Genomic DNA, 12,273 nt, shown 5'->3' with positions numbered 1-12,273 from the left:
CAGGGAGGACATCATGACGGATAACAGCTCATATATCGATATGCTGCGGAAGTTCGGTAGTGATCTCGGCTTGCCGAAGCTGAACGTGGACGAATTGCTGCAGGCCCAGAAGAAGAACCTCGAAGCGCTCGGCCAGAGCGCGAAGGTCGCGGCGCAAGGCGCGCAATCGGTGGCGCAGAAGCAGCGCGAGGTACTGGAGGCCGGGCTGCGCGAGGCCTCGACGCTGGCGCGCGAATACAAGCCGCTTGGCAAGGTCCACGAGAACCTCGCCTTGCAGACCGAATTCGCGCGGAAGATGTTCGATATCGCAGTGAAGGGCGCCCAGGACAGCGCGTCGACCGCACGGCAGTCGACCACCGACGCGGTCAAGATCATCCAGGACCGTATGAAGGAAAGTTTTGAGGAGTTCCGCAGCAGCGTCCGTCCGAACAAGCCGACCTGACGTCACGATGCGACCTGTCCCGGCAGGACGTCGCGTTCTGCCGGGAGCGCGAGATATCAGGGCGAAACATCGCCACGTATCAGGGAGGACGTCATGGCAAACGCGCAGGCGCCACGGGCTGCCAAGCCGGATTATGCGCCGCCGCCGATCAACGGCGACTTCTACGGGGTCGCCAATGTCCTGAACGAGACGGAACGCGCGCTGGTGCGGCGCGTGCGCGAGTTCGCCGAAGGCGTGGTGGCGCCGGTGATCGAGGAGTTTTGGGCGCGCGACGAATTTCCGTTCGCGATCATCCCGAAGATGGCCGAAATCGGCATCGGCGGCGTCGGCTATCAGGGTTATGGCGCGGCCGGCGGCAGCTGGCTCCTGAACGGCTTTGTCGCGATGGAATTGGCACGGGTCGATTCCTCGGTGGCAACCTTCTGGGGCGTCCACACCGGCCTGTCGGCGGGCTCGATCTATCTGTGCGGCGATGAGGCGCAGAAGCAGCGCTGGCTGCCTTCGATGATGCGTTTCGAGAAGATCGGCTCGTTTGGTCTGACGGAGCCGCTGGTCGGCTCCGCGACCTCGGGCGGGATGCTGACCACCTGCCGGCGCGAGGGCGACGTCTGGATCCTCAACGGCCAGAAGAAGTGGATCGGCAACGTCACCTTCGCCGACATCAACGTGATCTGGGCGCGCGAAGAGGGCTCCAACCAGGTCAAGGGTTTTGTCGTCGGTAAGGACAATCCCGGCTTCTCGGTTGAGAAGATCAAGACCAAGATGGCGCTGCGCGTGGTGCAGAACGGCCTGATCACCCTGAAGGACTGCCGCGTATCAGAGGCGGACCGGCTGCAGAACGCCAACACCTTCAAGGACACCGCCAAGGTGCTGCGCATGACCCGCACCGGGGTGGCGTGGTTCGCGGTCGGCTGCGCGATGGGCGCCTATGAGCACGCGCTGCGTTACGCGACCGAGCGGCAGCAGTTCGGCAGGCCGATCGGCGGCTTCCAACTGGTGCAGGATCTCCTGGTCAGGATGCTCGGCAACGTCACCGCGACGCAGGCCATGATGTTGCGGCTCGGACAGATGCAGGACGAGGGCGTGATGCTGGACGAGCACGCCTCGCTGGCGAAGGCATTCTGCACCGTCAAATGCCGCGAGACGGTCGGCTATGCGCGCGAGCTGCTCGGCGGCAACGGCATCCTGCTCGAAAACCACATCGGCCGCTTCGTGGCGGATGCCGAGGCGATCTATTCCTACGAGGGCACGCGCGAGATGAACACCCTGATCGTCGGCAAGTCGATCACGGGATTGAGCGCCTTCGTCTGACAAGACGGAACCGAACGCCCGGGTGGGAACATCATAACGACGGAGAAGCGGCATGAACGGCGCGGAAAGTCTTTTGCGGACGCTGGTCGAATCGGGCGTCGAGGTCTGTTTCGGCAATCCCGGCACGTCGGAGATGCATTTCGTCGCAGCTCTCGACAGGGTCGCGGGTATGCGGGTCGTGCTTGGCCTGTTCGAAGGCGCGGTGACCGGCGCGGCCGACGGTTATGGTCGCATGGCAGAGAAGCCCGCCGCGACGCTGCTGCATCTCGGGCCGGGACTCGCGAACGGACTGGCCAATCTCCATAACGCGCGACGCGCGGCGACACCGATCGTCAATATCGTCGGTGACCACGCGACCTATCACGCGCAATATGACGCGCCGCTCGCTTCCGACGTCCATGGGTTCGCACGGCCGGTCTCGGCCTGGGTGCATTCGTCGGCAAGTGCCCAGACTGTTGCTGCGGACGGAGCTCGTGCCGTTGAGGCGGCGCTGCAATATCCCGGTCAGATCGCGACCTTGATCCTGCCCGCCGACACCGCCTGGCTGGAAGCTGAGCGCCCGGCACCGGCCTTGCCGAAGCCGATACCGGCAGAGGTTTCGAGCGAGGCGATCGACCAGGCCGCGGCCGCGCTCCGATCCGGAAAGAAAACCATGATACTGATCCGCGGGGCCGCGCTGAAGGAGCGCGGGCTCAACGCGGCCGGCCGGATCGCTGCGGCGACCGGCGCACGGATCGCCTGCGATACCTTCGCGCCGCGTTGCCAGCGCGGAGCCGGCCGCGTGCAGGTCGAACGCATTCCCTATTTTGCCGAGCAAATTGTCGAGTTCATGAGCGGGACGGAGCAGCCCATCCTGGTCGGCGCCAAGCCTCCGGTCAGCTTCTTCGCCTATCCGAACAAGCCGTCCTGGTGCACGCCCGAGCATTGCCGGATTCTCTATCTCGCCCACGCGCATGAGGATGGCGTCGTCGCCCTGGAGGCCCTCGCCGACGCAGTGAAGGCTGCAGGTCGGCCGCTGCACGTCGGCGCATTGAACAAGCCGGACATTCCGGCCGGTCCGCTTGATGCGCGGACGGCCGGACAGGTCATCGCCCATTATCTTCCTGATGGGGCCATCATTTCCGACGAAGGCGCAACGGCAGGCGGCGGCATGCATCGGTTTGCAGCCACGATCGCGGCGCACGATCATCTGACGCTGACCGGTGGTGCGATCGGGCAGGGCATCCCTCTCGCCACAGGCGCTGCGGTCGCCTGCCCGGACCGGAAGGTCGTCTGTCTCCACGGTGACGGTGGAGCGATGTATACGCTGCAGGCGTTGTGGACGCAGGCCCGGGAGCAGCTCGACGTCACCACGGTGATCTTTGCCAACCGCTCCTACGCGATTCTCAACATCGAGCTCGGGCGGGTCGGAGCCGGCGATCCCGGACCCAAGGCTTTTTCGATGCTCGATCTGCACAATCCCGAGCTTGATTGGGTCAAACTCGCGTCCGGCATGGGCGTAGAGGCGAGCCGCGCAACGTCGGTCGAGGAATTCGCGCGCCAGTTCGCTAGCGCGATGAAAGATCGCGGTCCCCGTCTGATCGAGGTTCTTTTGTGATTTTAAGCGTCGGCTTGACCGAACTGCTTACCGCTTCACCGCGGGCGGCAGTTGGCTTGCTTCGACATCCCGTTGCGACAGGAAAGCAATGGCGACGATCGCGGCGGCAAAGCCGGCGGCGGCGCCGACCCCGAGCGCCCAGCGCGGGCCGAGGTGATCGGCAACCCAGCCGACGATCGGTGCGCCGATCGGCGTGCCGCCGAGCGCGACGCCGAGCCGCAGCGCCATCACGCGTCCGCGCATCGCGGGCTCGGTCGAAAGCTGCATCAGCGCGTTCGAGGTGTTGGTGACGGTCAGCGCGGCGACGCCGATCACGACCAGCGCCGCGGCAAACAGCCAATAGCTCGGCGCCAATGCCGCCAGCGTACAGCCCAGCCCAAAGATCGCTGATCCCAGCATGAGCGAGGCGAAGCGCGGCTGGTCGCGGCTTGCGGCCAGCAGCGCACCCGACATGGTTCCGAGCGCCATTATCGACGACAGCAGGCCAAAGCCGCGGGCATCGGTGTGGAACACGCCGACCGCCATGGTCGAGATGAAGATCGGGAAGTTCAGTCCGAAGGTGCCGATCAGGAACAGCATGATCAGCGTCGCCCGGAGATCGGGGCGCGACCACACATAGTGGAAGCCCTGCATGACGCTGCCCTTGGTGCGATGGGCGCGGGCGTTCGGGCGCAGCTCGGAGGTGCGCAGCAGGGTCAGCGACGTCAGCACCGCCAGGAACGATGCACCGTTGAACAGGAACGCCCAGCCGGTGCCGACCGAGGCGATGATGAGGCCGGCGACGGCGGGGCCGATCATGCGCGCGGCGTTGAACGAGGTCGAGTTCAGCGCGATCGCATTCGACAGGTTGGTGTCGCTGACCAGCTCGGCCACGAAGGTCTGGCGCACCGGGGCATCGAGTGCGGCGGCACAGCCGAACAGGAAGGCGAACACATAGACGTGCCAGAGCTGCACCAGTCCGGTGACGGTAAGAATCCCGAGCACCAGCGCGAGCGCCCCCATCGTCGCCTGCGTCGCCATCAGCAGCTTGCGCTGGTTGAAATGATCGGCGGCATAACCGGTCCACGGCATCAGCAGCAGCTGCGGTCCGAACTGCAGCGCCATCACGATGCCGACGGCGGATGCGCTATGCTGTGTGAGCTGGGTGAGGACGAGCCAGTCCTGGGCGGCGCGCTGCATCCAGGTGCCGATGTTGGACACCAGCGCGCCGGCCGCCCAGACCCGGTAGTTGAAGCTCGCCAGCGATCGAAAGACGCGTCTCATGTTCGCTGCGGTTCATTGCCGCCGTGAAACCGTCCGAACCGCCGCGCCAGCAACATTCCGATCAGGAGGCCGCCGAGGCCGAGCGCCGCGACGTCGCTGGTGGTCCTCAGGCCGAAGTCGCCGACGCGGCAGACCAAGAGATATCCGACGGCGAGGTTGAAGAAGCCCCACACGATGTTGACTGATGATGACGACAGGCCTTCGCCCGGCGGTTTCGCGAACGGGCTCTGGAACGGTTCGCCCATCATACCGGCGACGACGTGGGGGATGGCGTTGGTGAGGAAGGCGCCGCCAAAGAAGTAGGCGACGAGGTCAAGCCAGTTCATGCGCGTTGGTCCTTTCAAGGAGGTCGATGATCGCCTGCGTCGAGCCGGCTTCGCCGAGCCGCGGGAACACGTGTTCGACGCTGTAGGCATGCGCGTTCGGCCGCACATCGGTCATGGCGTCGGTCGCCAGCGTGACGTTGAAGCCCGCCTCATAGGCTTGCCGCGCGGTGGATTCGACGCCGGTGCCGGTCGCGACGCCGGCGATCACGACTTGCGTGACGCCGCGGGCTCTCAGCTGGTTCTCGAGATCGGTGCTCGCAAACGCGCCCCATGTCCGCTTGGTCACGACAATGTCGTCCGGCTGCCGCTCGAGCTCCGGGATCAGGTCGGTCCAGCCATCGGGAAAATGTCCACCATAGCGCGGCCGCTCGGTGCGTCCTGGCGCAACGCCGTCAACTTTGACCAGCACGACCGGCAGTCCGCGCTGCCGGAATGCGCTGATGAGCGCGCAGGTCCGCGCCACGACGTCTGCGAACGGATGCATGAAGGGCGAGCCGACCAGCCCGCGTTGCAGATCGACGACGATGAGGGCGGTGACCGGATCGAGCGTCGTCAGAGCCATCATCGTTTCCTTGTCCAGCGGATGTTTCGCGCGATCGGCGCGGCCGCATCAATCGTTGACCAGCCGCTTCAGCAGGCCGACGGCTGAGGCGAGTTCTTCCTGCTCCCGCGGCGTCAGCCGCGCGGCGATGGTGCGCGAGAGCCAGTCCTGCCGCGCCGCGCGGCCGGTGCGCAGCCGCTCGCGGCAGGTGTCGGTGAGCGACATGATGGTCTGCCTTCCGTCATCAGGATCGGACGCGCCGCGGACCAGGCCGGCGGCCTCGAGCGCTGCGATCGCCGAGCTCATCGACTGCGGACGCATTCCCTCCGACCGCGCCAGGCTGGATACGGTTGCGGGGCCGTCCTTTTCCAGGCGCAGCAGGACCGCAACCTGGGACGGCGGGAGATCCTCGCGCTGGCCCTGCTCGCGAAGCCGGCGCTTTAGCGTTCCAATCAGCAAACGAAGGTCTTCGGCAAGCGCGGAGGTGCGCGCTGAGCCGGCGCGGGCGGGTGAACTATTCATGTCGGCTGATTAACCGATATGAAGGTAAACTGTAAGATTAACTTATCAGCTAGACTTCATAATTAGGTGATCGGCGCTCCGCCGCTCGGCGTGATGCTCCGGACCGGCGGTTTCCTCATCCAGCGCCACGAGCGCTTGCCGCAGGGTTTCCACCAGTTCGAGCGCGACGGGCGAGGGGCGCCGTTGCGGTGGAAACACCGCGGCGAATTCGAAATCGATCCGCGGCAGGAAGCGGCGCGCCACGACGCCGCGGCTCTCGAACTCCCGCGCCGTGAACGGATCGCAGAGCGCAACGCCAAGGCCGGACGAGACCAGCCCGCACATGATCTCTGACAGCATCGTTTCGACGCGCAGGATCCGGCGGACATCGTGGCGGCTGAAGGCCTGGTCGATCAGGTGCCGGCCAGTCGAGCCCGCCGACAGCGAGATGAACGTCTCGTCCTCGAAATCGCCCGGCTCGAGCGTGGCCTTGCTGGCGAGCCGGTGGCCGGCGGGAAGAATGGCGACGCGCGGCAGCGCGGGCATCCGCACGCATGGCAGGCCGGAATGCGCGATCGGGGCCTCGGCAAAGCCGATGTCGCATTGATTGTTCAGCACCCAGTCGATCACGATCGGCGAGATCACGCCGAAGAAGGCGAGGTTGAAATTGGGCCGCTCTTTCAGGAAATGTCCGGTGAGCCGCGGCAGGAAGCCGTTGGACAGCGCAGGCAGCGCGGCAATGCGCAGCGTGCCGGTGCGGCGGCTGCGGATCTCTTCGGCGGCCGCGGTGATGCGCTCGAGGCCGACGAAGGAGCGTTCGACCTCCATATAAAGTGCCGTGGCCGCCGTGCTCGGCACCAGCCCGCTGCCACGCCGCTCGAACAACTCCATCTTCAGCAGCGCCTGGAAATCGCGGAGCAATCGGCTCACCGCCGGCTGGGTCACGGCCATCAGCTTGGCCGCCTCGGTCACGCTGCCGGTCAGCATCATGGCCCTGAAGGCCTCGACCTGCCGTGGATTGATCCGCGCCAACTTGTTCGTCCTTCATAATATTTCGGCATATGGAGCCTGCCATTATTCATTGGACGGCGAAAGCGAGGGCTGCGATCTTTTTCATCAAGTCCGGATACCGCATGTTTTTTCAGCAGATTGGAATGGCTGAAGGAGGTAGACGGTTTCTAGATACCGTTTTATTGCTCGATCGAGCTTTGAACGGGCGCAGGGCCAACCACACGCGCCGGCCTCCCGGTCATCGACTGCCGGGACGCCGCTGCGAAGCGAAATGGGAGCTTGGACGATGAAGACTCTTCGCCTTCTGTGCGCAGCCAGCCTCGCGGCGCTGATCTCGGTGTCGTCGCAGGCTTCGGCCCAGTCGACGACGCTCTACGTCGCGGGATACGGCGGCTCGTACGAGAAGACGATGCGCGACGAGGTGATCCCCGCGTTCGAGCAGGCCAACGGCGTCAAGGTTCAATATGTCGCCGGCAACTCGACCGACACGCTCGCCAAGCTGCAGGCCCAGAAGGGCAACCAGCAGATCGATGTGGCGATCGTCGACGACGGTCCGATGTACCAGGCGATCCAGCTTGGCTTCTGCGGCAAGCTCGATGGTCTTTCCAACGTCGATCTCTATGACACGGCGCGCTTCAAGGACGATCGCGCGGTTGCGATCGGCATCGTCGTGACCGGCCTGATGTACAACACCAAGGTGTTTGCCGAGAAGGGCTGGGCGCCGCCGACGTCCTGGAACGATCTGAAGGATCCAAAATACCGGCAGCAGCTCGTCATTCCGCCGATCAACAACACCTACGGCCTGGAAGCGCTGCTGATGCTGGCGCGGATGAACGGCGGCAGCGAAGCCAATGTCGATGCCGGCTTCAAGATCTTCAAGAACGACATCAATCCGAACGTGCTCGTCTATGAGCCGTCGCCGGGCAAGATGACCGAGCTGTTCCAGTCCGGCCAGGCGGTGCTCGCGGTATGGGGCACCGGCCGCGTGCAGAGTTTTGCCAGCACCGGTTTCCCCGTCGACTTCGTCTACCCGAAGGAAGGTGCCGCTACGCTGCTCACGACCGCGTGCCCGATCGCCAAGCCGAACGCGTCGCCGCTCGCCGGCGCCTTCATCAAGATGCTGCTTGATCCGAAGATCCAGCTCGTGCTGCTGAAGGAATATGGCTACGGGCCGGTGCTGAAATCGCTGGTGATCCCGGAGGGGCTCGGCAAGATGGCGCCGATCGGCGAGCGCGCGGCGAAGCTCTACAATCCCGACTGGACGGCGATCAACGAGAAGCGCGAGGACTGGACCAAGCGCTGGAATCGCGAAGTCGAGCGCTGAGCTCTCGCGAGGGCCGCCTCCCACCCGCGCCATCAATCCCGGCTCCTTCAATATCCGGAAAGCACATCGATGTCCTTTCTCGAACTCGAGCACGTCGCAAAACAGTTCGATTCGAAGACCGTCGTCGACGATTTCAGCCTCGCGGTCCGCAAGGGCGAGTTCATCTCGTTTCTCGGTCCGTCCGGATGCGGAAAGACCACGACGCTGCAGATGATCGCGGGCTTCCTCGAGCCGTCGCGGGGCGCGATCCGCCTCGAGGGGCGTGATCTCACCGCGGTGCATCCGGCAAGGCGCGGCCTCGGCGTGGTGTTTCAAAGCTATGCGCTGTTTCCGCACATGACCGTGGCCGAGAACGTCGCCTTCGGGCTCGAGATGCGGCGGGTGCCGCGGAGCCAGCGCGCCGAGCGCGTGACCGCTGCGCTCGCGATGGTCGGGCTTGCGGGCTTTGAGGAGCGTTATCCGCGGCGGATGTCGGGCGGCCAGCAGCAGCGCGTGGCGTTGGCCCGGGCGCTTGTCATCCAGCCGAGCGTGCTGCTGCTCGACGAACCGCTGTCGAACCTCGACGCCAAGCTGCGCGAGGAGATGCAGATCGAGCTGCGCCAGATCCAGCGGACGCTGGGCACCACCACGATCCTTGTCACGCACGATCAGAACGAAGCGATGTCGCTGTCGGATCGCATCGTGGTCATGAGCCAGGGCCGCATCGAGCAGATCGGCACGCCGCAGGAGACCTATGAGCGGCCGGCGTCGGCCTTCGTCTCGCAGTTTCTCGGCAAGACCAATGATTTTGCCGCGACCGTCGACCGGACGGCGACGCCGGCGCGGCTGGTTGCCGGCTCCTGGCACGCGCCGGCACCGGCGGCTGTAGCCGGCCCGGTGACGATCAGCCTTCGCCCCGAGCGCATCAGCTTTGCCGACGCCGGGCTCGCCGCCAAAATCGTCACCCGGATTTTCCAGGGCAATCACTGGCTGTTCCAGTGCGAGACCGAATGCGGGCCCGCGCTGGTGGTCCGTCAGAACGACGGCAAGCCGCAGCCGGCCGAGGGCGAGGCGGTTCGCCTGGCGTGGCGGCCGGAGGACATGAGCGTGCGTCCGATTGGAGGCGTCGCATGAGCGCCGTCGACACCGCGCCGCGAGCCGTCGCGGCATCGTCCGGCCAGAGTTCAACAAGCGCGCCGTGGCTCTTGTCCGCGCCCGCGCTGCTGCTGTTCGTCGGCGTGCTGGTGATCCCGCTCGCCATGACCGTGATGCTCTCGTTTCACGACTGGGGCCAATACAAGGGCATCGAGCCGGTCTTCATCCTGAAGAACTGGCGCGAGATCGTGAGCGATCCCTACTACGCGGAGATGTTCTGGCGGACGTTCCGGATCGCGTTGCTGGCAACGGTGATCACCGCCGTGCTCGGCGCGCCGGAGGCCTACATCCTCAACCGCATGAGCGGACGCTGGAAGGGCTTCTTCATGCTGCTGATCCTCGGCCCCCTGCTGATCTCGGTGGTGGCGCGCACGCTCGGCTGGGCGCTGCTGTTCGGCGGCAACAATGGGCTCGTCAACAAGCTGCTAATGTCGCTCGGGCTGATCAACGCGCCGCTGCCCTTCATGTTCACCGAAACCGGCGTCGTCATAGCACTTGCCCATGTCATGATGCCGTTCATGGTGCTCTCGGTCTGGGTGGCGCTGCAGCGCGTCGACCCGCAGATCGAGAATGCCGCGATGTCGCTCGGCGCCGGCGCCTTCACCATCGTCCGCCGCATCATCCTGCCGCAGATCATCCCCGGCGTGCTGTCGGGCGCGATCATCGTGTTCTCGCTGTCGGCCAGCGCATTCGCCACGCCTGCGATCATCGGCGGCCGCAGGCTCAAGGTCGCGGCGACGCTGGCCTATGACGAATTCCTCAACACGCTGAACTGGCCGCTTGGTGCTGCGGTCGCGGTGCTGCTGCTGGTGGCACTGGCGCTGATCGTCGTCGGCAGCAACGCGCTGATCGAGCGGCGCTATGCCGAGGTGTTCCGATGAGAACCAACGGCCCGCTGGCGCTCGCCTTCCACACCATTTTCGTTGTGATCATGCTGGCGCCGATCGTCGTGGTCTGCCTGGTCGCCTTCACGCCCGAGGGTTTTCTGTCGCTGCCGACCAACGGCTTCTCGCTGCGCTGGTTCAGGGCGATCGCGAACTATCCGGAATTCGTGCACGCTTTCTGGGTCAGCCTCGGGCTCGGCATGCTGTCCTCCTTCGTCGCGCTGTTGTTCGCGGTGCCGGTGGCGCTGGCGATTGCACGCTACCGGTTTCGTGGCCGCGATGCGCTGGTGGCGCTGTTCCTGTCGCCGCTGATGATCCCGCATGTGGTGCTCGGCATCGCCTTCCTGCGCTTCTTCACCTCGATCGGCATGGGCGGAAGTTTTGCGGCGCTGCTGGTTGCCCATGTGATCGTGGTGTTTCCGTTCGCGCTGCGCCTGACATTGGCCGCGGCGACCGGCATGGACCGCTCGATCGAGATGGCGGCGGTCTCGCTCGGCGCCGCCGGCTGGACGCTGTTTCGCCGCGTCACCCTGCCGTTGATCCTGCCCGGCGTGATCAGCGGCTGGGCGCTGGCCTTCATCCAGTCGTTCGACGATTTGACCATGACCGTGTTCCTGGCGGCGCCGGGCACCGAGACGCTGCCGGTCCGCATGTTCCTCTACATCCAGGACAACATCGATCCGCTGGTGACGTCGGTATCCGCGAGCGTGATCGCGATCACCATGACGGCGCTGATCCTGCTTGACCGCTTCTACGGGCTCGACCGCGTGCTCGCCGGCAAGAGCGATCCGGGGCGATAGGAGAACCCATGCACAAGGATTATGACGTCGCTGTCGTCGGCGGCGGCCTGCTCGGCTCCGCAATTGCCTGGGGGTTGGGCCGGCTCGGCAAGACGGTGGCTGTGCTCGACGAAGGTGATATCGCCAAGCGCGCCTCGCGCGCCAATTTTGCGCTGGTCTGGGTGCAGAGCAAGGGGCTCGGCATGCCGGCCTATACCGGCTGGACGGTGCGGGCATCGGAAGCGTGGGGCAGGCTTGCGGCCGAATTGAAGGACCAGACCGGCCTCGACGTCGCCTTGCAGCAGAATGGCGGATTTCATCTGACGCTCGGCGAGGACGAGTTCGCGCAGCGCGGCCAGCTCGTCACGCGCATGCACAACCAGGTCGGCGCGGCCGACTACAGGATGGAGATGCTGTCGGCGTCCGCCGTTAAGAAGATGCTGCCGCTGATCGGCCCCGACGTCTCGGGCGGCAGCTTCTGTCCGCTCGACGGCCATGTGAATTCGCTGCGTACGTTCCGCGCCTTTCATACCGGCATGAAACTGTTCGGCGTCGACTATCTGCCGGCGCGGCCGGTGTCCGCGATCGTCCGCGAGGGCGGCGAATTCAGGCTCGCGACGCCGCAGGGCGAAGTCCGCGCGGCCAAAATCGTGCTCGCGGCCGGCAATGCCAACCAGAATCTGGCGCCGATGGTTGGCCTCGATGCGCCGATGGAGCCGACGCGCGGGCAGATCGTCGTCACCGAGCGCACCGTGCCGTTCCTGCCGCACCCGCTGACCACCGTGCGCCAGACCGACGAAGGCACTGTGATGATCGGCGACAGCCGGGAAGAGCAGCTCGATGATCGCGCGGTCAATCACGCGGTGAGCGCGGTGATGGCGGATCGCGCGCAGCGCATGTTTCCGCATCTCGCGCGCCTCAATGTCATACGCACCTGGGCCGGCATCCGCGTGATGACGCAGGACGGCTTTCCGATCTACGACCAGTCGGAGAGCGCGCCCGGCGCATTCGTCGCCTGCTGCCATTCCGGCGTGACGCTGGCATCCAACCACGCCTTCGACGTCGCGCGGATGGTCGCCGACGGTGCGCTCGCGCCGGATCTGGTGGGTGCGTTCTCGGCCCGCCGCTTTGGCGCGCCGCGCGCAGGCCAGCACTGAAGA

At 65.5% G+C, this 12,273-nt stretch carries 13 protein-coding genes; 8 read left to right on the top strand and 5 right to left on the bottom strand.

Going from position 1 to position 12,273, the window contains the following annotated elements:
• Positions 1-13: 13 nt before the first annotated feature.
• From HAP54_RS09495 to HAP54_RS09485, 3 genes are all read left to right on the top strand, one after another.
• Positions 14-442: a phasin family protein gene (locus HAP54_RS09495; protein ID WP_029083155.1), complete on the top strand. Its 429-nt coding sequence runs from the start codon at positions 14-16 to the stop codon at positions 440-442.
• 93 nt (positions 443-535) lie between these two features.
• Positions 536-1,753 (top strand): acyl-CoA dehydrogenase family protein, encoded by a 1,218-nt coding sequence (locus HAP54_RS09490; protein WP_166299547.1) that lies wholly within the window; start codon positions 536-538, stop codon positions 1,751-1,753.
• A gap of 52 nt (positions 1,754-1,805) precedes the next feature.
• Complete coding sequence (locus HAP54_RS09485) at positions 1,806-3,350, top strand: acetolactate synthase large subunit (protein WP_166299545.1); 1,545 nt, start codon at positions 1,806-1,808, stop codon at positions 3,348-3,350.
• Between the two features lie 27 nt (positions 3,351-3,377).
• Here the strand turns inward: HAP54_RS09485 and HAP54_RS09480 are convergent, their stop codons facing one another.
• From HAP54_RS09480 to HAP54_RS09460, 5 genes are read right to left on the bottom strand one after another with little or no spacing between them, the layout of a single operon-like run.
• Positions 3,378-4,613 carry an MFS transporter gene (locus HAP54_RS09480; RefSeq protein WP_166299543.1) on the bottom strand — a complete coding sequence of 412 codons (1,236 nt, stop codon included), beginning with the start codon at positions 4,611-4,613 and terminating at the stop codon, positions 3,378-3,380.
• Positions 4,610-4,939 (bottom strand): hypothetical protein, encoded by a 330-nt coding sequence (locus HAP54_RS09475; protein WP_166299541.1) that lies wholly within the window; start codon positions 4,937-4,939, stop codon positions 4,610-4,612. Before HAP54_RS09475 ends, HAP54_RS09480 begins: the two co-directional genes overlap by 4 nt.
• The gene (locus tag HAP54_RS09470) at positions 4,926-5,501 is read right to left on the bottom strand and encodes an isochorismatase family protein (RefSeq protein WP_166307625.1); all 576 of its coding nucleotides are present in this window, start codon (positions 5,499-5,501) and stop codon (positions 4,926-4,928) included. Before HAP54_RS09470 ends, HAP54_RS09475 begins: the two co-directional genes overlap by 14 nt.
• Before the next feature lie 48 nt (positions 5,502-5,549).
• The gene (locus tag HAP54_RS09465; RefSeq protein ID WP_166299539.1) at positions 5,550-6,002 is read right to left on the bottom strand and encodes a MarR family winged helix-turn-helix transcriptional regulator; all 453 of its coding nucleotides are present in this window, start codon (positions 6,000-6,002) and stop codon (positions 5,550-5,552) included.
• Positions 6,003-6,047: 45 nt separating this feature from the next.
• A complete protein-coding gene (locus tag HAP54_RS09460) occupies positions 6,048-7,013 on the bottom strand; it encodes a LysR substrate-binding domain-containing protein (RefSeq protein WP_166299537.1) in 966 nt (321 codons plus the stop codon).
• Between the two features lie 265 nt (positions 7,014-7,278).
• On the opposite strand from HAP54_RS09460, the gene HAP54_RS09455 reads away from it, so the two are divergent.
• The 5 genes from HAP54_RS09455 (at position 7,279) to HAP54_RS09435 (ending at position 12,270) form a co-directional block, all read left to right on the top strand.
• Positions 7,279-8,316 (top strand): ABC transporter substrate-binding protein, encoded by a 1,038-nt coding sequence (locus tag HAP54_RS09455; RefSeq protein ID WP_166299535.1) that lies wholly within the window; start codon positions 7,279-7,281, stop codon positions 8,314-8,316.
• A 69-nt stretch (positions 8,317-8,385) separates the two neighbouring features.
• Positions 8,386-9,429, top strand: a complete 1,044-nt coding sequence (locus tag HAP54_RS09450; RefSeq protein WP_166299533.1) for an ABC transporter ATP-binding protein — start codon at positions 8,386-8,388, stop codon at positions 9,427-9,429.
• Positions 9,426-10,331, top strand: coding sequence for an ABC transporter permease (locus HAP54_RS09445; protein ID WP_166299531.1), 906 nt, complete (start codon positions 9,426-9,428; stop codon positions 10,329-10,331). The genes HAP54_RS09450 and HAP54_RS09445 overlap by 4 nt, the downstream gene beginning before the upstream one ends.
• Positions 10,328-11,134 (top strand): ABC transporter permease, encoded by an 807-nt coding sequence (locus HAP54_RS09440; RefSeq protein ID WP_166299529.1) that lies wholly within the window; start codon positions 10,328-10,330, stop codon positions 11,132-11,134. Before HAP54_RS09445 ends, HAP54_RS09440 begins: the two co-directional genes overlap by 4 nt.
• Before the next feature lie 8 nt (positions 11,135-11,142).
• Positions 11,143-12,270 (top strand): NAD(P)/FAD-dependent oxidoreductase, encoded by a 1,128-nt coding sequence (locus tag HAP54_RS09435; protein ID WP_166299527.1) that lies wholly within the window; start codon positions 11,143-11,145, stop codon positions 12,268-12,270.
• Positions 12,271-12,273 lie beyond the last annotated feature (3 nt).

It is taken from the genome of Bradyrhizobium sp. 2S1 (genome assembly GCF_011516625.5).
GTDB classification, from domain to species: domain Bacteria; phylum Pseudomonadota; class Alphaproteobacteria; order Rhizobiales; family Xanthobacteraceae; genus Bradyrhizobium; species Bradyrhizobium septentrionale.
This window is presented reverse-complemented; position numbering and strand designations above follow the sequence as displayed.

Excerpts from the sequence above, each read along its gene's own strand:
- HAP54_RS09495 (WP_029083155.1), top strand. The coding sequence starts at position 14 with ATGACGGATAACAGCTCATATATCGATATGCTGCGGAAGTTCGGTAGT.
- HAP54_RS09490 (WP_166299547.1), top strand. The coding sequence starts at position 536 with ATGGCAAACGCGCAGGCGCCACGGGCTGCCAAGCCGGATTATGCGCCG.
- HAP54_RS09485 (WP_166299545.1), top strand. The coding sequence starts at position 1,806 with ATGAACGGCGCGGAAAGTCTTTTGCGGACGCTGGTCGAATCGGGCGTC.
- HAP54_RS09480 (WP_166299543.1), bottom strand. The coding sequence starts at position 4,613 with ATGAGACGCGTCTTTCGATCGCTGGCGAGCTTCAACTACCGGGTCTGG.
- HAP54_RS09475 (WP_166299541.1), bottom strand. The coding sequence starts at position 4,939 with ATGAACTGGCTTGACCTCGTCGCCTACTTCTTTGGCGGCGCCTTCCTC.
- HAP54_RS09470 (WP_166307625.1), bottom strand. The coding sequence starts at position 5,501 with ATGGCTCTGACGACGCTCGATCCGGTCACCGCCCTCATCGTCGTCGAT.
- HAP54_RS09465 (WP_166299539.1), bottom strand. The coding sequence starts at position 6,002 with ATGAATAGTTCACCCGCCCGCGCCGGCTCAGCGCGCACCTCCGCGCTT.
- HAP54_RS09455 (WP_166299535.1), top strand. The coding sequence starts at position 7,279 with ATGAAGACTCTTCGCCTTCTGTGCGCAGCCAGCCTCGCGGCGCTGATC.
- HAP54_RS09450 (WP_166299533.1), top strand. The coding sequence starts at position 8,386 with ATGTCCTTTCTCGAACTCGAGCACGTCGCAAAACAGTTCGATTCGAAG.
- HAP54_RS09445 (WP_166299531.1), top strand. The coding sequence starts at position 9,426 with ATGAGCGCCGTCGACACCGCGCCGCGAGCCGTCGCGGCATCGTCCGGC.
- HAP54_RS09440 (WP_166299529.1), top strand. The coding sequence starts at position 10,328 with ATGAGAACCAACGGCCCGCTGGCGCTCGCCTTCCACACCATTTTCGTT.
- HAP54_RS09435 (WP_166299527.1), top strand. The coding sequence starts at position 11,143 with ATGCACAAGGATTATGACGTCGCTGTCGTCGGCGGCGGCCTGCTCGGC.